This is a genomic window from Bacillus thuringiensis (assembly GCF_001182785.1).
Taxonomy (GTDB): domain Bacteria; phylum Bacillota; class Bacilli; order Bacillales; family Bacillaceae_G; genus Bacillus_A; species Bacillus_A thuringiensis_S.
In genome coordinates, this window is the sequence record NZ_CP012099.1 from 3,672,402 (window position 1) to 3,690,900 (window position 18,499).

The following is an 18,499-nucleotide window of genomic DNA, read 5'->3' on the forward strand; positions in this document are numbered from 1 at the left end:
TCATGCAAATGTATTTAATCCACACGTTTTTCATCCAGTAATTCAGTTATATTCCCCACTTTATATCCTTGTTCCTTCAATTTTGTAATCATTGTTTCTAAAGCCTCTGCTGTAGACGAAGTAGGATGCATTAATATGATAGCACCTGGATGTATTTTTCTCATTACTCTCTGCAATAGTACATCCGGCTCAGGTCGCTTCCAATCAATCGTATCTACAGTCCACATAATCGTTCCCATTTGAAAATCATCTGCAATCTTTACGACTTCATCTCGAAAGCTTCCACTCGGCGGGGCAAACCATCTTACTTTTTGATTCGTTGCTACTTCTATCATTCGATTTGTTTTTTGTAACTGATCTCGTATTTCATCTGACGATAACGTTTTCATATTAGGGTGTGTGTATGAGTGATTTCCAACTTCTTGTTTTGCATCGACAATCATTTTTGCAAACCGCAAATTTTCTTTCACCCAACGTCCTTCTAAAAAGAAAGTGGCCTTCACATCATGCTTTTTCAAGATTTCTAATATGCGAGGCAAATACTCATTTCCCCATGCCACATTTATTGTTAATCCTACCATCTTTTTATTGGGATGCCCTCTATAAATTGGAGCTGGTGATAAATCTTCCAAATGAACACTCGGTGAGACTTCTTTGAATTCAAGATATTTTTGATCAAATTCCTTTAGCTTCTTCATATTATTATACGATGCTTCAATATCCACTTGTCTTCCATTATATCCAGGTGTTGCCTTCCATATTTTATCAATCATCGCATTTTGAGGTGCAATCTCATACTGTTTTGCATGCTTTTGAATTTCTTTATGCAAGTTATCTTGTGCAAAAACAGAATAAGAGCCTAAACTGACATATAAAGAAAATATACATATGTATGCCAATATACGAACTTTCATATAAACCCTCCCAAATTAGCTATATAAAAACATTTTCTTCTTATCTTTGTTAATTTGAGCGTTATAATGAAAACTATACCTATACCGACATAAAAATATATGAACATCATGTTTTTTACATAACAAAAAAAGCCAGTTTAACTGGCTTTTACTTATTGCTGCTCTTGTTTGTTTTCTTCTTTAGCAGCTTCTTTTTCTTGCTCTTCTTTTAGCAATACTTTTCTAGATAGATTTACGCGACCTTGCTTGTCAATCTCGATAACTTTAACTGTAATTACATCACCGATTTTCACAACGTCTTCTACTTTACCTACACGCTCAAGTGCAAGTTCAGAAATATGAACTAATCCATCTTTACCGCTGAATAATTCAACGAAAGCACCAAATTTCTCAACACGCTTCACTTTTCCTTCGTAGATCTCACCTACTTGTACTTCGCGAACGATATCTTCGATAATCTTCTTAGCTTTGTCGTTCATTTCTTGATTTATTGATGAAATGAATACTGTACCATCTTGCTCGATGTCAATTTTAACGCCAGTTTCTTCAATAATTTTATTGATTTGTTTACCGCTTGGTCCAATAACGTCACGGATTTTATCTGGGTTAATTGTCATTGTAATAATCTTTGGAGCGTAAGCTGATAATTCAGTACGTGGCTCTGCAATAACAGATAACATATGATTTAGAATGTGCACACGACCAATTTTCGCTTGTTGTAATGCCTCTTCTAAAATCTCACGTGATAAACCATCGATTTTAATGTCCATTTGCAGTGCAGTTACACCTTGTGCTGTACCTGCTACTTTAAAGTCCATATCACCTAAATGATCTTCCATACCTTGAATATCAGATAAAATTGTGTAATGCTCACCAGATTTAACTAGACCCATTGCAATACCTGCAACTGGAGCTTTAAGTGGAACACCCGCATCCATCATTGCTAAAGTACTACCACAAATACTTGCTTGTGAAGTAGAACCATTTGATTCTAATACTTCAGATACAAGGCGTACTGTGTATGGGAAATCTTTTTCAGATGGAATTACAGGCTCAAGTGCGCGCTCTCCTAGTGCACCGTGACCAATTTCACGACGACCTGGTCCACGCATCGGTCTTGTTTCACCAACACTAAATGATGGGAAATTGTAATGGTGCATAAAGCGTTTTGATTCTTCTACACCAAGACCATCTAAAATTTGCACATCGCCTAATGCACCTAATGTACAAATACTTAATGCTTGTGTTTGTCCACGTGTGAATAAACCAGAACCGTGTGTACGAGATAAAATACCAACCTCTGATGCTAAAGGACGGATTTCATCACCTTTACGGCCATCTGGGCGAATTTTTTCAACTGTAATAAGACGACGTACTTCTTCTTTTACAATTTTATATAAAATCTCATTTACTTGTCCTAATGTATCAGCGTCAGCTTCCTCAGCTTCGTAATGCTCAATTACACGCTTTTTCACTTCGTTAATTGCATCTTCACGTGCATGTTTCTCATGTACTTGAATTGCAGAATGCATATCCTTCTCAGCCATTTCACGTACAGCTTGATTAAGATCAGCGTCAACTTCATAAAGTTTCACTTCTGATTTCTCTTTACCTACAGCTTGTACAATCTCTTCTTGGAATGCAATTAAACGTTTAATTTCGTCATGACCAAACATAATTGCTTCTAACATTGTTTCTTCAGGCACTTGATCTGCTCCTGCTTCAACCATGTTAATCGCATCTTTCGTACCAGCTACAACTAAGTGGATATCACTTTGTTCTTGCTGTTCTACTGTTGGATTAATAACGAATTCGCCATTAATACGACCAACTGTCGCACCAGCGATTGGACCTTCAAATGGAATATCTGAAATCGATAACGCTAATGAAGAACCAAGCATAGCTGCCATTTCAGAAGAACAATCTTGATCAACACTCATTACAATGCTGACAACTTGTACTTCGTTACGGAAACCATCTGCGAATAGCGGACGAATTGGACGGTCGATTAAACGACTTGCCAAAATTGCTTTTTCACTTGGACGACCTTCACGCTTAATAAAACCGCCAGGAATTTTTCCGACTGCATATAAACGCTCTTCATAGTTTACTGTAAGTGGGAAAAAATCTACATTTTTAGCTTCTTTTGATGCAGTTGCTGTAGATAGAACCGCTGTATCGCCATATCTTACTAATACTGCTCCGTTCGCTTGTTTTGCAAGCTGACCAGTTTCAACTGTTAGCTGGCGACCAGCTAAATCTATCGAGAAGACTTGCTTTTCTTGACTCATTTAAGTACCCCTCTCAATTTAAAGTATTCAATTCTTCTATGTAAATGGATAGTATATCACAATATTCTACCTCTAGTATTGCCTAAAATTAAGTAAGCTATAAAGCGTAGAAGATATATTTTTACCTAACAAAAAAGCGGGAATATTCCCGCTTCTTTGACTATCGACGTAAGCCAAGCTTTGTGATTAATTCACGGTAACGTGTGATATCGCTATTACGAAGGTAAGTTAGTAAGTTACGACGTTTACCAACCATCTTTAATAGACCACGACGTGAATGATGATCTTTCTTGTGAGTACGTAAGTGCTCGTTTAGAGTGTTAATTTGCTCCGTTAGGACAGCAATTTGAACCTCTGGAGAACCAGTATCAGTCTCATGAGTTCTAAATTGTGCAATGATTTCATTTTTACGCTCTTGTGTTAAAGCCATCCTATTTCACCTCCTATTAATTAAACCCCCAATTACCTAGCAAGCGTCGGTGAGTCGCAATGCCAAGCAATGGTTGTCATAAAGTACATAACATAGAATACTACTTTTCATTTGAAAAAGCAAGTATATTCTTTTCGCTCGCAAAATATTCTTGTGCTGTTTTCTTATCTTTTGCGATTTGTTCAACTAACTCATCAATGCCATTGAATTTCTTCTCTTCTCTTATACGCATATGCCACTCTACTGTAACATTTTGATCGTATATATCTTTGTTAAATTCAAATAAGTGCACTTCAATTGATAATTGACGCTCATCTTCTTTAAAAGTCGGTTTATATCCAATATTACATACACCATCGTACCATTCATCGTGAACTTTTAATCTCACTGCATAAACACCTACAGGTGGCAATAAATACTCATCACTTAAACCTACATTAGCTGTTGGAAAACCAATTTGACGCCCACGTTTGTCGCCGTGTATAACTGTTCCCGCTACAGTATAGGCTCTACCTAAAATAGATGGAATTTGTTCCATTTCGCCATTTCGAATTAACTTTCGTAATGCTGTAGAACTTACTTTCTCTTCTTGAAATTCAACTTTTTCAATCACAGTCTGTGTAAACTCCCCTCTTGCATGAAATGGTAAAGTCTCCATCTTTCCTTTTCCTAAACGTCCATATGAATAATCAAACCCTGCTACTACATGCTTTACATTTAAACCAATAATATAATCATCTACAAATTGTTGCGGTAATAACCCTGCAAATGATTCATCAAATTTAATCACATATAATATATCGATTCCTAAGCTTTCGACTATTTTTTCTTTATCACGCATTGGTGTAATATACTCCACATGCGCATCCTTTTTCCCTAAAACAACAGATGGGTGAGGATGAAATGTCATAACTGCACTTTTATATCCTCGGTCGTCCGCTATTTTTTTCGCAGTTCGAATTACACATTGATGTCCTAAATGAATGCCATCAAAAAATCCTAATGCCATTACAGTAGGTGGTAATTCTAATTTTTTTTGTTCATGTGGATGAGTTAAATGAATAAGTTTCACGCTTGAATTCACCTTTTTCTGTAATAATCCTTCCAATAATTCATTATAGCTTTAGTTCTTGATTATTCACAAGTACTTTCATCGGCTTTAACATGCCAGGATGTTTCGGATGATGTTCATAAATTGCTAAGCAACGATCATTTTCATCAAACACTGTAATAAATGGTGCTGTTATTTCTAATTCATTCTTTAAGAACATACCATTCTTGATTTTCTCTGCTTGCTTTTCATCTACAACCATTTTTGGAAACTTACTTAATGCTTCATCAATTGAAATGAAGATAGACTCTACTGTTCCATTTTGCACGTTTTCTTCAATTTCTTCAAATGATATGCAATCTTCTAATAAAAATTCACCAGATGCCGTTCTTACAAGGTGAGACATATGTGATGGGAAACCAAGTTTCTCCCCGATCATTACCGCTAACGTTCTTACATATGTTCCTTTACTACACGTTACACGGAAACGGAATGAAATATTTTCTCCTTCAAAAACTTCACGGTCATCAAGTAATACGAATTCATGAATCGTAATTGTACGAACTGGACGTTCCACCTCTTGTCCTGCTCTTGCATATTCATATAATTTTTTCCCGTTTACTTTTACAGCTGAGAACATTGGTGGCATTTGTTCAATCGTGCCTGTTAATTCAGCTAGTACCTCTTCTACTTCTTTACGTGTAATAACACGGTTTACATCTTGTTTCTCCACAACTTCACCAGAAGCATCTTCTGTTGTTGTTGAAAACCCTAATGTTACTTCACCTTCATATGTTTTCGTTTCACTTGTTAAAAATTGTGCAATCTTCGTTGCTCTCCCCACACAAAGTGGTAATACTCCCGTTACATCTGGGTCTAATGTTCCCGTATGACCAATTCTCTTTTCTCGCAATACCTTTCTTAATTTAAATACACAATCATGTGATGTCATGCCTTTTGGCTTATGTAATAATACTACACCTTCCATATATGTTCACCTCATCATAATTCTTTCGTAGTAAATATCCAAAACTTATTTTGCATTGAAAAAATGGATAGACAAATGTCTATCCATTATTCTTCACGTTTACCGTCTTTATTAATTTCATGTAAAAGTGTATCAATTCGATGACCATATCCGATAGACTCATCAAACTCAAAGGTAATTTCCGGTGTTTTACGAAGACGAATACGTTGGCCAATTTCTGAACGAATAAAGCCTTTTGCCTTCGCTAAACCTTTTAACGTATTTTCTTTCTGTTCTTCGTCACCTAAAACAGAAATATATACTTTGGCAATTTGCAAATCACCACTCACTTGTACATCTGTTACTGTAACAAATCCGATACGTGGGTCTTTAATTTTACGACTAATGATGTCGCCTAATTCTTTTTTCATTTGCTCGCCTACACGGTTTGCACGTAATTTCATAACTCTTCACCTCATTCAATACCATTCCAATTGTGTTATCGTACGTTCAATTTCAGGAAATGAATCGATGTACTCCAGTACACGATTCATTTCTTTTTCACAGATAACACGATTTGAGGATACGGAGACAATCGCAATTTCTGTACGTTGCCATACATCTTGATGCCCAACTTCAGAAACAGCTACATTATAGCGCTGTTTCACACGAGTTAGCACTCGTTGCAAAATTGCCCGTTTCTCTTTTAAAGAATGCACATCGTAAATCATACACTCGAATGAGAGTGAAGCGACAATCATCGCTTCACTTCTTCCATAACGTATGCTTCAATGATGTCCCCTTCTTTAAGGTCATTATATCTCTCAATTGTAATACCACACTCATAGTTTTGTGCAACTTCTTTTACGTCGTCTTTGAAACGTTTTAACGTATCAAGTTGTCCTTCGAAAATTACGATACCATCGCGGATAATACGAACGCCACTATCGCGTGTAATTTTACCGTCAATTACGTAACAACCTGCGATTGTTCCAACTTTTGTTACCTTGAATGTTTGACGAACTTCCGCTTGACCGATTACTTTTTCTTCGAATTCTGGATCCAGCATACCTTGCATTGCTAATTCAATTTCTTCGATTACTTTGTAGATAATGCGGTGTAAGCGAACATCAACGTTCTCTAATTCAGCTGTACGCTTCGCGTTCACATCCGGACGTACGTTAAATCCAATTACAATTGCATTAGATGCAGAAGCTAAAATAATATCAGATTCTGTAATCGCACCTACACCAGTGTGAATGATTTTAACTTTTACGCCTTCAACATCAATTTTACGAAGTGACGCTGCCATCGCTTCAACAGAACCTTGTACGTCTGCTTTTACGATTAAGTTGATTTCTTTTACATCGCTCTCTTGGATTTGTTGGAATAAATCTTCAAGGCTTAATTTAGATTTCTCACCACGTTGTGCAACTAACGCTTCTTGTGCACGTGATTCACCGATTTGACGAGCTTTCTTCTCATCAGCGAATGCCATGAAACGATCTCCAGCCTGTGGTACTTCATTTAAACCTGTAATTTCAACAGGAGTTGATGGACCAGCAACTTTTACACGACGACCAATATCACTTACCATTGCACGAACACGCCCGAATGAAGTTCCAACAACGATTGGATCTCCAACTCGAAGTGTACCGTTTTGAACTAATAATGTCGCGATAGTTCCTTTACCTTTATCAAGCTGTGCTTCAATTACAGTACCCGTTGCATAACGATTTGGGTTTGCTTTATATTCTTCTACTTCACTTACAAGAAGAATCATCTCTAGCAAGTTGTCAATTCCCTCGCCTTGGATTGCAGAAATTGGTACGAAAATTGTATCTCCGCCCCAAGCTTCTGGAACTAATTCATATTCTGTTAATTCTTGCATTACACGATCAGGATTCGCCGCTGGTTTATCCATTTTATTCACAGCAACAATAATTGGTACTCCAGCTGCTTTTGCATGGCTAATCGCTTCAACTGTTTGTGGCATAACACCATCATCAGCTGCAACAACAAGGATTGTAATATCAGTTACTTGCGCACCACGAGCACGCATCGTTGTAAATGCCGCGTGACCAGGCGTATCTAAGAATGTAATTTTCTTATCATTTACTTCAACTTGGTATGCACCGATATGTTGAGTAATTCCACCCGCTTCGCCAGCAGTTACTTTTGAATTACGAATAGAGTCAAGTAATGTTGTTTTACCATGGTCAACGTGTCCCATAATCGTAACAACAGCTGGACGCTCTTTTAAGTTTTCTTCATCATCTTGCTCATCAATGAATGTTTCAAACTCAGTTTCACTTACAACTATTTCTTCTTCTACTTCAATACCGTAATCAGTAGCAATTAACTCAATTGTATCTTTATCTAAATCTTGGTTAATTGTCGCCATAATTCCTAGCATGAAGAGCTTTTTAATAATTTCAGATGGCTCTTTGCTTAACTTTTTAGCAAGTTCACCTACTGTAAGGCTTCCAGAGAAAGTAATTTTATCTGGTGTTTCTACTATTTGCGTTTGTTGTCTTCCAGCAAAGTTATCTTGACGTTTGTCTTCATTTCCTTTGCCTTTTTTCTTTTTCTTGTTGCTGTTCTTTTTACTGCGAACAACTTTCTCTTCTACTTCAAACTCATCTGCAACAGAAGGTTTTTCCGCTCCAGTGTTATATTCATTATCTAATTTGTTTACTACTTCATCTTCTAACATTGTCATATGATTCGAAACCTCGATATTCATCTCTTTAAGTTTTGTCATAAGATCTTTACTTGAGATATTATTTTTTTTTGCATATTCATGTACTCGAATTTTACTCATACCTTCACCCCCGGTAATTTGTATCGAGCATGCTACGTAGCTTTTTCGCAAAGCCTTCATCTAACACAGCTACAACGACTCGCTCGTCTCTCCCAATCGCATGCCCTAATTGTTGTCGATTTTCGACTTTTTTCATTGGTACGTTGTAGTACGTCGTTTTATCAGTGATACGTTTAGTAGTGTTCGCTGACGCATCTTCAGAAAGCAATACGAGCTTTGCTTTACCACTTCGTACTTCCTTTAAAACGAGTTCTTCACCCGAAATGATTTTTCGAGCGCGATTTGCTAGTCCTAAAAACGATTTCCAATCGGACACTTATTTCGACTCCTTCTCAACAAGCTCAAGAAGCTCTTCGTACAGAGAACTGTCGATTTTCGCTTTTAGATGATGTTCCAAAATGTTTTTCTTTTGGGCTTGCATAATGCATTCTTTATCTTTTGACAAATATGCACCTCGTCCTGATTTTTTTCCAGATAAATCAATAGACACTTCGCCCTCTTTGGAACGAACAATGCGAACGAGCTCTCGTTTTGATTTCATCTCTTGCGTCGCGATACATTTTCGTAACGGAACTTTTCGATTGCTCATACTCATCACCTCTATTCGATTTCGTCTTCAACTGAATCGAATCCGAATGCGATTACGCTATCTTCTTCTGTTACAATTCCAAGTTGTTTCGCATCAGACTCGCTTTTAATATCGATTTTCCAGCCTGTTAATTTAGCTGCAAGACGCGCATTTTGTCCACGCTTACCGATAGCTAATGATAGCTGGTGGTCTGGAACCACAACAGTTGTTGCTTTTTCATCTTCATCTACAAGTACTTTAACAACTTGTGATGGGCTTAAAGCATTTGCAACATATTCAACTGGATCATTTGACCAGCGAACGATGTCAATCTTTTCACCTTTTAGTTCATCTACAACACGTTGTACACGTTGTCCTTTCGGTCCTACGCAAGAACCAACTGGATCAACATCAATGTTTTCTGCATGCACAGAGATTTTAGAACGATCTCCTGCTTCGCGCGCTACAGAGCGAATTTCTACAGTTCCATCATAAATTTCTGGAACTTCCATTTCGAATAAACGTTTTAAAAGACCAGGATGTGTACGTGATACGTAAATTTGTGGTCCTTTTGTTGTCTTTTCTACTTTTGTAATAAATACGCGAATACGATCATGTGGCTTATATTGCTCATTTGGCATTTGCTCACTTACAGGTAATAAAGCTTCTACTTTACCTAAGCTTACGTAGATGAAACGAGCATCTTGGCGTTGTACAATACCAACCATAATGTCTTCTTCACGATCACTAAATTCTGAGTAAATAACACCACGTTCTGCTTCACGAACTCGTTGTGTTACAACTTGTTTTGCAGTTTGCGCTGCAATACGACCAAAATCTTTTGGCGTTACTTCAATTTCTAGTACGTCGCCATCTTGGTAGTTTGGATTAATTTGTCTTGCCTCTTCTACAGAGATTTCAAGACGTGGATCAAACACATTATCAACAACGTCCTTACGTGCTAAAACTTGAATTGTTCCCACTTCTGGGTTAAAGCTCACACGAACGTTTTGTGCTTGGTTAAAATTGCGTTTATAAGCAGAGATTAACGCTGCTTCAATCGCATCAATAATAATATCTTTACTAATACCTTTTTCTGACTCTAATACGAGCAAAGCATCTAACAACTCAGTGCTCATGAAGATCCCCCTTCTTACTAAAACGTAACAGCAAGTCGCGCATTTGCAACTTTATCCATTGGAATTTGGATTTCTTTTTTACGTGTTTTAATTGTTAATAGTAGTGTAATTGTAGTACCGTCGTAGGAAAGTAACTTTCCTTCAAACATCTTTTCGCCATCAATCGGCTCATATGTTTTAATTGCCACTTGTTTTCCTACCGCTTGCTGGAAGTCTTTCTCTTTCTTTAATGGGCGTTCTGCTCCAGGAGATGATACATCCAAAAAGTAAAGGTGAGGAATTGGATCCTCTTTATCTAAAGCTTCGCTTAAACGTTCACTTACCGCACCGCATTCTTCAATGTCGACTCCCTTTTCAGAATCGATGAATACGCGTAAGAACCAGTCTTGTCCTTCTTTCACATACTCTACATCTACAAGTTCAAGATTTAACTCTTCAACGATTGGCTGCGCAAATGCTTCTACAACTTCTGTGACTTTCTTATCCATAAACAGCCTCCTTCCTGCCGCCATGTACCATTTACAAGAAAAGATCCCGTTCATAAGACGGTCTATCTTATTCTTTCTCGTTAGCTAACAAAAGCCCCTGCCGTTAAGCAGGGAATATCTGTCTTAGTATTACCAAATTTAAGAAGTAAAACTTGTAACAAAATATGTATATACGACAGAAATGTCTTTACTATCTACATGAATAAAATGTAGATAGTAACACGAAAGAGTGGGTTTCCCCACTCTCTTTTTCACAAAATATACATGACATGGTTATCTCGGTTTATAGTATACCATAGCAAATATTGATTTGCAAAGACTTTTCCTACCTATTAGAACAGTGATAATTGGTTTTGATCCGGCAAATCTCCTAAACAACCTTGGCTATCTAAATACTCAATAATTGTTTTCGAAACCTTACTCCGCTGCTGTAAGTCTTCTTTTGATAAGAAGTCTCCATTTTTACGCGCTTCCACAATACTTAAGGCTGCGTTCGTACCAAGACCAGGCACTGCATTAAATGGAGGAATTAAAGTATCCCCATCAATAATAAACTCAGTTGCATGCGAGCGGTATAAATCGACCTTTTGGAATGAATATCCACGCTCACACATTTCCAGTGTCATTTCTAGTACTGTTAATAAACTCTTCTCTTTCGGCGCTGCATCCAATCCTTTTTGAGCAATTTCATCAATTTTCACACGTATGGATGCTGAACCTTTCGCCATCGCCTCTACGTCAAAATCATCTGCACGAACTGTAAAATATGCCGCATAGAATAAAAGTGCAAAATGTACTTTAAAGTATGCGATACGCACAGCCATAAGTACGTAAGCAGCCGCATGGGCTTTAGGGAACATGTATTTAATCTTCTTACATGAATCAATATACCAACCTGGTACATTATTACCTTTCATGTCATCTTCCCATTCTTCCGGTACACCTTTACCTTTACGAACCGACTCCATGATTTTGAAGGCTAATGATGGATCTAAACCTTGATAGATTAAATATACCATGATGTCATCACGACAACCGATAACTTCACTCAGCGTACATGTACCGTTATAAATTAACTCATTTGCATTACCCAGCCATACGTCAGTACCATGTGACAGCCCAGAAATTTGGACCAATTCTGAGAATGTCGTTGGTTTTGTCTCTTCTAACATCTGTCTTACGAATTTCGTACCGAATTCTGGGATACCAAGTGTACCTGTTTTACAGTTAATTTGTTCTTCCGTCACCCCTAACGTTTCTGGACCAGAGAAAATTTTCATTACCTCTGGATCATCCGTTGGGATTGTTTTCGGATCAATACCACTTAAATCTTGTAACATACGAATAACGGTCGGATCATCGTGTCCTAGTATATCAAGTTTCAATAAATTATCATGAATCGAGTGGAAGTCAAAATGCGTTGTTCTCCACTCAGCACCAATTGAATCAGCAGGAAACTGTATTGGTGAGAAATCAAAGATATCCATGTAATCTGGCACAACGATAATACCACCTGGATGCTGTCCAGTTGTACGTTTTACCCCTGTACATCCCGCTACTAAGCGATCAATCTCTGCATTTCGAATTGTTAAATTGTGATCATTTGCATAACCTTTTACATATCCATAAGCTGTTTTTTCCGCAACTGTACCAATCGTTCCAGCACGGTATACATAATCTTCACCGAACAGTACTTTCGTATAGTTATGGGCACGTGGTTGGTATTCCCCGGAGAAGTTCAAATCGATATCGGGTACCTTATCTCCTTTGAATCCAAGGAACGTTTCGAATGGGATATCATGTCCATCTTTTACATATGCCACATTACATGTCGGACAATCTTTATCTGGTAAGTCGAAACCAGAGCCTACCGAACCATCATTAAAGAATTCAGATTGCTTGCATTTTGGACAGACATAGTGTGGTGGTAATGGGTTTACTTCTGTAATTTCCATCATCGTTGCAACGAACGATGAACCTACTGAACCACGCGAACCTACTAGATATCCGTCGACTAACGATTTTTTCACAAGCTTATGTGAGATTAAATAAATAACGGCAAATCCATGTCCAATAATACTTTTCAATTCTTTTTCTAAGCGAGCCTCTACAATTTCTGGTAGTTCTTCACCATATATACTGCGTGCCATTTTATAACTCATATCACGTGTTTCATCATCGGCACCCTCAATTTTAGGTGTATATAGATCATCTTTTACCGGACGAACATCACCAATTAATGACGCAATCTTTTGTGTATTCGTTACAACAACTTCTTTCGCTTTGTCCTCACCTAAAAATGAAAAACACTCTAGCATTTCATCAGTTGTACGGAAATGTACTGGCGGTAATGAATGTCGATTTAACGGATTTGCCCCGCCCTGTGAACTAACTAAAATTTTACGATACATTGCATCTTCTGGATCTAAGTAATGCACGTTCCCTGTAGCGACAACTGGTTTATCTAACGTCTCACCTAGTTTTACTAAGTTAGAGATAATTGTTTTTAATTGTCCTTCATCTCGAACGAGTTCACGCTCTACTAAATGACGCAACACCTCTGGAGGCATTACTTCAATGTAATCATAGAACTGTGCAATTTCTTCTACCTCTTCAGGAGCTTTTTGCATCATCGCCTCAAATACTTCACCTTTATCACAAGCCGTTCCTACTAAAATTCCTTCACGGTATTTTTTTAATAGTGACCTCGGTACTCGTGGTACACGGTAAAAGTAATTAAGGTGAGAATATGAAACAAGTTTATATAAATTTTTCAACCCAACATCTGATGTGGCAAGTAACGTTATATGACTTGGACGGCCACGCTTATACGCATCCCCTTGTCCCATGCTATCATTTAATTGATCGTGATATTCAAATCCCTTTTCAATTACATCTTTCAACATTTTCACAAGCAAATATCCCGTCGCTTCTGTATCATAAATCGCACGGTGATGTTGCGTTAATTCAATATCAAGTTTTTTACACATCGTATTTAATCGATGATTTTTCATTTCCGGGAATAAGAATCGTGCAAGTTCTAACGTATCAATAACTGGGTTATTCGTTTTTTCTATCCCAGCCTTTTTAAAACCTACATTAATAAAGCCCATATCAAAGCTTGCGTTATGGGCAACAAGTGTATGGTCACCCATCCATTCTTCAAACTTTTTAAACACTTCGTCCACTTCTGGCGCATCAGTTAACATATCATCTGTAATACCTGTTAATTCAATAATCGTCGCTGATAATGGTTGATGTGGATTTGCGAAAGATTCAAAGCGATCAATGATTTCGCCACCCTTTACTTTTACGGCAGCCAACTCAATGACTGTATCGTATACAGCTGATAAACCTGTCGTCTCAACGTCGAAAACAACATACGTTTCCTCCGCAAGTAAACGATGCGCTTCGTTATATGCTATCGGTACACCATCATTAACTAAATTCGCTTCTACACCGTATATAACTTTAACTCCAGCTTTTTTTCCCGCAGAATATGCCTCTGGAAACGACTGAGCCACAGCATGGTCTGTAACCGCAATAGCTTCATGTCCCCATTTACCTGCTTGGGCAACAAGCCTAGAAACAGGAGTAACAGCATCCATTTGGCTCATCGGAGTGTGCAGATGAAGTTCTACACGCTTTTCACCTTCTGGCGCTTTATCTTTACGAGACGGCCCTGTTATTTCATTAATATCATTTGCAATCATTACTAAATCTCGAACGAATGTATCGTTTTGAACAGAACCACGTGCTTTCACCCACATTCCTTTTTTCAAGGATTGCAGCATTGGAATATCTTCTTTGTCACGTGAGAACATTTTAATCATAATAGAATCCGTATAATCTGTTATTTTTAAAGTTAATAACGTACGGCCACTACGAAGCTCTTTTGTCTCTACATGGAAGACATATCCTTGAACCGTTTTTCTTCGTTCTTCATCTTGAATTTCTCGCATCGGTGTAATCTCTTCATCCGGCTTAATAAGATACCCGAGTGTAATCGGTCCTTCATACACAACGCTACTTTCTTCAGCTTGCTTCTTCGCCATTTCTTCCATAGCTTGTATAACACGCTCGCGGTCTTCTTGCTGAGTTTGCTCACGAAACTTTTGCATTTCTTCTGCATTTTGCTGTATATGTGTGTCTAACTGGAAACGCGGGAATCCAAAAACTTCGTATTGATCCCCCACTGGTTTCGCAACGTTTTTCTTTAAAGCAGTAGACTCCAGCTCATTATTCACATTTATTAGCAACTTCACTCCATTCACCTGCGGAAGTTGCTTCTTTAAGTACGCGAACATGGGTGAAAATGTAATTCGTTCCGTACAAAGTGGCCAATACGCCCTTACTTCTTCTTCTGTAAATTGTTTATTCTCTGTTTCTAATGCAAATGTTGTTCTTGCAATATGAGAAAATGATTGCTTAAGCTTTGTTTCTAGCAATTCATATAATTCTGTAGGCAAAATACGTGGCACTTGTAAATCAAAATGCCAACTTTTATTCGCTTTATCAATAACGAGTCTTTCAATACCACCGCCTTGTAAATATTGATTTATAAGGTCGTCTGGTATTTGCAACTGCTGGAGCAAAATTTGAAATCGCTCTTGTTGTTCATTTGTTAAAGACATAAGCACTCTCCTTCCATTTGCTATTATAAATTGAAACGTACTACAAAGAAAGATTTCTTCCTTCTTCTTTTACAAAATACGTTTACAAAGAAAGAGAAGGTACCCCATTACGAGGTACCTCTTCTTATTTTAAAATATTTGCAATATATGTTTGAAGTTCTTCTACTTTTACTTCTTCAGACTCACCTGTAGCACGTATTTTCACTTCTACAATACCTTCGTCTGCTTTTTTACCAACTGTAACGCGAACTGGAAGACCGAATAAATCTGCATCTGCAAACTTAACACCTGCACGTTCTGCACGATCGTCTAATAACACTTCATAGCCTTGTTCTTGTAATGAGTTGTAGATATTTTCACCCATTTCACGTTGTGCATCAGATTTCATATTTACTGGAATTACATGCACATGGAACGGTGCTACAGCTTTTGGCCAAACTAAGCCGTTCTCATCGTTAAACTGCTCTGCAATTGCTGCCACTGTACGAGATACACCGATACCGTAACAACCCATAATAAGTGGTTGTGTTTTTCCGTTTTCATCTAGGAATGTTGCGTTCATTGCTTCACTATAACGAGTTCCTAATTTGAATACATGACCAACTTCAATTCCGCGTGCGAAAAGAATTGTTCCGTTCCCATCTGGAGATTGGTCTCCTTCTTGAATGAAGCGTAAATCTGTATATTGACTTACTTTAAAGTCACGTTCTGGATTTACATTTACATAATGGAATCCTTCTTCGTTCGCTCCTGAACATCCGTTAACAATTGATGCTACAGCGTGATCAGCAATAATTTCAATATCACCTGTTACACCAATCGGTCCTAATGAACCAATTTCACAATTTAATAATTCTTTTACTTCTTCATGAGAAGCAAGCTCAACAACTGAAGCGCCGTATACATTTTTCACTTTCACATCGTTTACTTCGTGATCACCACGAACAAGTACAACTACTAATTTCTCATCTACTTTAAATACCATAGACTTAATGCACTTGTCAGCTGCAATGTTTAAGAATGCAGATACTTCTTCGATTGCTTTTTGGTCTGGTGTTGCTACTTTTTCAAGAGCTTTTTCTGCTTCGTCACTCTTCGTATACGTATCTACAACAGGAGCCATTTCGATGTTTGCTGCATAATCAGATGTGTCAGAGTATGCAATTGTATCTTCACCAACATCAGATAATACCATAAATTCATGTGTATCTTTTCCGCCCATTGCCCCAGAATCAGCAATAACTGCACGGAAATTCAAGCCACAACGAGCAAAAATGTTAGAGTATGCTTTATATAAGCGATCGTATACTTCATCTAAGCTCTCTTGTGTAGCATGGAAAGAGTATGCATCTTTCATTAGAAACTCTCTTCCACGTAATAAACCGAAACGAGGTCTTTGCTCATCACGGAATTTTGTTTGAATTTGATATAATGTTAACGGTAATTTTTTATATGATTTCACTTCATCACGCACAAGATCCGTAATTACTTCCTCATGTGTCGCTCCTAATGCGAATTCACGAGCGTTACGATCTTTCATACGCATTAATTCAGATCCGTATGAATACCAACGACCTGATTCTTGCCATAATTCTGCAGCTTGCATAGCTGGCATTAATAATTCTACAGCTCCTGCACGCTCCATTTCTTCTCGAACGATACGTTCTACTTTGTGTAATACTTTTAATCCAAATGGTAGAAAACTATAAATACCAGAAGCATTTTGACGCATAAAACCTGCGCGAAGTAATAATTGATGACTCTTAATTTCAGCATCAGCTGGAACTTCACGTAATGTAGGACTGAATACCATACTTTGTTTCATTTATTTGCACCTCTTCATTTTACTCTTACACGCAGTAAAACCCCTCACCTCGAATTAGGTGAGGGATTTTATTCTACGAGCTCTATTTCATTATTAGTTTCATTCTATTTTACAAGAAAAACTTACGAATGTCATTCCATGTTACAACTAACATTAATAACATTAATAATGCAAAACCAATAAAATGAACCATTCCTTCTTTTTGACGGTCAATTGGTTTCCCTCGTAACGCTTCAATTAAGAAGAAGAATAAACGGCCACCATCTAAAGCAGGAACTGGTAATAAATTAAATAAACCAAGATTAATGCTTAGAACTGCCGCTAAACTTAGTACACGCGTAAATCCATAATCTACAACTTGATCTGTTAGATTATAAATTCCTACTGGACCTGACAACTCATTAATAGAAAATTGACCAGTTACTAATTTCACAAGAGATTCAAAAATTAGTTTCGTCCATTGGTACGTTTGTTCAAATCCTGATTTAATAGAACCCATTACTGTTTTCTCTACAGGAGAATAAACACCAATTCTACCAACTTCGTCTTTTCCTTCTTTATCAAGTGTTGGCGTTACTTTCACATTAAACTGTTCATTATCACGCTTTACTTGTAACGTAATCTCTTTATTCGGGTTTTCACGTACAATATTAACAACATCTTTCCATGTACTTGTGTTTTTCCCATCAATCGCTTGAATTGTATCATTCTCTTTCAGGCCAGCTTGCTGTGCTGCACTATTATCCATCACTTTTCCGACCATTGGTTTGTCAATAGGAACCCCTTGTACAAATCCAAGAATCACAAAAATAACAAATGCTAAAATGAAGTTCATTGCAGGACCCGCAAAGATTGTTAAAGCGCGTTGACCCAATTTTTTAGAACCAAATTGCCTGTTATACGGAGCAATTTGGATTTCTTCTCCAGCAGTAATGATATGAGCCTTTTCATTCACTCGGAATGTTTGAAGCTCTTCCTCATACTCTTCATAGCCTGAAATCGTTAGATTATGCTCTAAATCAGCTTGTTCGACTTCAATAACACGAACATTTGGATATTTTTCATATCCATCAAAAACTAATTTCACAGCTTCGTCTTTTTCATTTAGCACAAGGCCAACCTTTTTCCCTGGCTTTAACTCCACTGTATCTGCATCCTCGCCAGCCATTCTTACATAGCCACCAAGAGGCAGTAATCGAATCGTATACACCGTTTCATTCTTTTCAAATGAGAATATTTTCGGACCAAAACCAATCGCAAACTCGCGGCATAAAATGCCTGCTCTTTTCGCGAAATATAGATGCCCTAGCTCATGGAAAAATACGAGTGCACCGAAAATTAATATAAAGGCAATCGCTGTATTCAATT

The 18,499-nt window shown here is 37.6% G+C and carries 15 protein-coding genes; all 15 read right to left on the reverse strand.

Going from position 1 to position 18,499, the window contains the following annotated elements; translation table 11 throughout:
• Positions 1 to 14: 14 nt before the first annotated feature.
• Positions 15 to 914 (reverse strand): polysaccharide deacetylase family protein, encoded by a 900-nt coding sequence (locus AC241_RS18770; protein ID WP_016080541.1) that lies wholly within the window; start codon positions 912 to 914, stop codon positions 15 to 17.
• Between the two features lie 152 nt (positions 915 to 1,066).
• Positions 1,067 to 3,205, reverse strand: a complete 2,139-nt coding sequence (gene pnp / locus AC241_RS18775) for a polyribonucleotide nucleotidyltransferase (RefSeq protein WP_000076745.1) — start codon at positions 3,203 to 3,205, stop codon at positions 1,067 to 1,069.
• A gap of 160 nt (positions 3,206 to 3,365) precedes the next feature.
• On the reverse strand, positions 3,366 to 3,635 hold the full coding sequence (rpsO, locus tag AC241_RS18780; protein WP_001229392.1) for a 30S ribosomal protein S15: 270 nt from the start codon (positions 3,633 to 3,635) through the stop codon (positions 3,366 to 3,368).
• A 100-nt stretch (positions 3,636 to 3,735) separates the two neighbouring features.
• Complete coding sequence (ribF, locus tag AC241_RS18785) at positions 3,736 to 4,707, reverse strand: bifunctional riboflavin kinase/FAD synthetase (RefSeq protein ID WP_016080539.1); 972 nt, start codon at positions 4,705 to 4,707, stop codon at positions 3,736 to 3,738.
• Positions 4,708 to 4,750: 43 nt separating this feature from the next.
• Positions 4,751 to 5,674: a tRNA pseudouridine(55) synthase TruB gene (gene truB / locus AC241_RS18790; RefSeq protein ID WP_048564393.1), complete on the reverse strand. Its 924-nt coding sequence runs from the start codon at positions 5,672 to 5,674 to the stop codon at positions 4,751 to 4,753.
• An 86-nt stretch (positions 5,675 to 5,760) separates the two neighbouring features.
• Positions 5,761 to 6,117, reverse strand: a complete 357-nt coding sequence (gene rbfA / locus AC241_RS18795; protein WP_000776437.1) for a 30S ribosome-binding factor RbfA — start codon at positions 6,115 to 6,117, stop codon at positions 5,761 to 5,763.
• A gap of 15 nt (positions 6,118 to 6,132) precedes the next feature.
• On the reverse strand, positions 6,133 to 6,414 hold the full coding sequence (locus AC241_RS18800; RefSeq protein WP_000634349.1) for a DUF503 domain-containing protein: 282 nt from the start codon (positions 6,412 to 6,414) through the stop codon (positions 6,133 to 6,135).
• Positions 6,411 to 8,477 carry a translation initiation factor IF-2 gene (gene infB / locus AC241_RS18805; protein ID WP_016080536.1) on the reverse strand — a complete coding sequence of 689 codons (2,067 nt, stop codon included), beginning with the start codon at positions 8,475 to 8,477 and terminating at the stop codon, positions 6,411 to 6,413. Before infB ends, AC241_RS18800 begins: the two co-directional genes overlap by 4 nt.
• Before the next feature lie 4 nt (positions 8,478 to 8,481).
• Positions 8,482 to 8,793: a YlxQ family RNA-binding protein gene (locus AC241_RS18810; protein ID WP_001286522.1), complete on the reverse strand. Its 312-nt coding sequence runs from the start codon at positions 8,791 to 8,793 to the stop codon at positions 8,482 to 8,484.
• On the reverse strand, positions 8,794 to 9,066 hold the full coding sequence (rnpM, locus tag AC241_RS18815) for an RNase P modulator RnpM (protein ID WP_000071125.1): 273 nt from the start codon (positions 9,064 to 9,066) through the stop codon (positions 8,794 to 8,796).
• 11 nt (positions 9,067 to 9,077) lie between these two features.
• Positions 9,078 to 10,184: a transcription termination factor NusA gene (gene nusA / locus AC241_RS18820; RefSeq protein ID WP_000102598.1), complete on the reverse strand. Its 1,107-nt coding sequence runs from the start codon at positions 10,182 to 10,184 to the stop codon at positions 9,078 to 9,080.
• Between the two features lie 17 nt (positions 10,185 to 10,201).
• Positions 10,202 to 10,672, reverse strand: a complete 471-nt coding sequence (gene rimP / locus AC241_RS18825; protein WP_000359095.1) for a ribosome maturation factor RimP — start codon at positions 10,670 to 10,672, stop codon at positions 10,202 to 10,204.
• 332 nt (positions 10,673 to 11,004) lie between these two features.
• Positions 11,005 to 15,306 (reverse strand): PolC-type DNA polymerase III, encoded by a 4,302-nt coding sequence (locus AC241_RS18830; RefSeq protein ID WP_050844448.1) that lies wholly within the window; start codon positions 15,304 to 15,306, stop codon positions 11,005 to 11,007.
• A gap of 124 nt (positions 15,307 to 15,430) precedes the next feature.
• The gene (locus AC241_RS18835; protein ID WP_050844449.1) at positions 15,431 to 17,131 is read right to left on the reverse strand and encodes a proline--tRNA ligase; all 1,701 of its coding nucleotides are present in this window, start codon (positions 17,129 to 17,131) and stop codon (positions 15,431 to 15,433) included.
• 109 nt (positions 17,132 to 17,240) lie between these two features.
• Positions 17,241 to 18,497 (reverse strand): RIP metalloprotease RseP, encoded by a 1,257-nt coding sequence (gene rseP, locus AC241_RS18840; protein ID WP_050844450.1) that lies wholly within the window; start codon positions 18,495 to 18,497, stop codon positions 17,241 to 17,243.
• Between the last annotated feature and the right edge of the window lie 2 nt (positions 18,498 to 18,499).

Coding starts and splice junctions, on each gene's coding strand:
- AC241_RS18835 (WP_050844449.1), bottom strand. CDS start 17,131: ATGAAACAAAGTATGGTATTCAGTCCTACATTACGTGAAGTTCCAGCT.
- pnp (WP_000076745.1), bottom strand. CDS start 3,205: ATGAGTCAAGAAAAGCAAGTCTTCTCGATAGATTTAGCTGGTCGCCAG.
- nusA (WP_000102598.1), bottom strand. CDS start 10,184: ATGAGCACTGAGTTGTTAGATGCTTTGCTCGTATTAGAGTCAGAAAAA.
- AC241_RS18770 (WP_016080541.1), bottom strand. CDS start 914: ATGAAAGTTCGTATATTGGCATACATATGTATATTTTCTTTATATGTC.
- rnpM (WP_000071125.1), bottom strand. CDS start 9,066: ATGAGCAATCGAAAAGTTCCGTTACGAAAATGTATCGCGACGCAAGAG.
- rpsO (WP_001229392.1), bottom strand. CDS start 3,635: ATGGCTTTAACACAAGAGCGTAAAAATGAAATCATTGCACAATTTAGA.
- rbfA (WP_000776437.1), bottom strand. CDS start 6,117: ATGAAATTACGTGCAAACCGTGTAGGCGAGCAAATGAAAAAAGAATTA.
- rimP (WP_000359095.1), bottom strand. CDS start 10,672: ATGGATAAGAAAGTCACAGAAGTTGTAGAAGCATTTGCGCAGCCAATC.
- AC241_RS18800 (WP_000634349.1), bottom strand. CDS start 6,414: ATGATTGTCGCTTCACTCTCATTCGAGTGTATGATTTACGATGTGCAT.
- AC241_RS18830 (WP_050844448.1), bottom strand. CDS start 15,306: ATGTCTTTAACAAATGAACAACAAGAGCGATTTCAAATTTTGCTCCAG.
- truB (WP_048564393.1), bottom strand. CDS start 5,674: ATGGAAGGTGTAGTATTATTACATAAGCCAAAAGGCATGACATCACAT.
- infB (WP_016080536.1), bottom strand. CDS start 8,477: ATGAGTAAAATTCGAGTACATGAATATGCAAAAAAAAATAATATCTCA.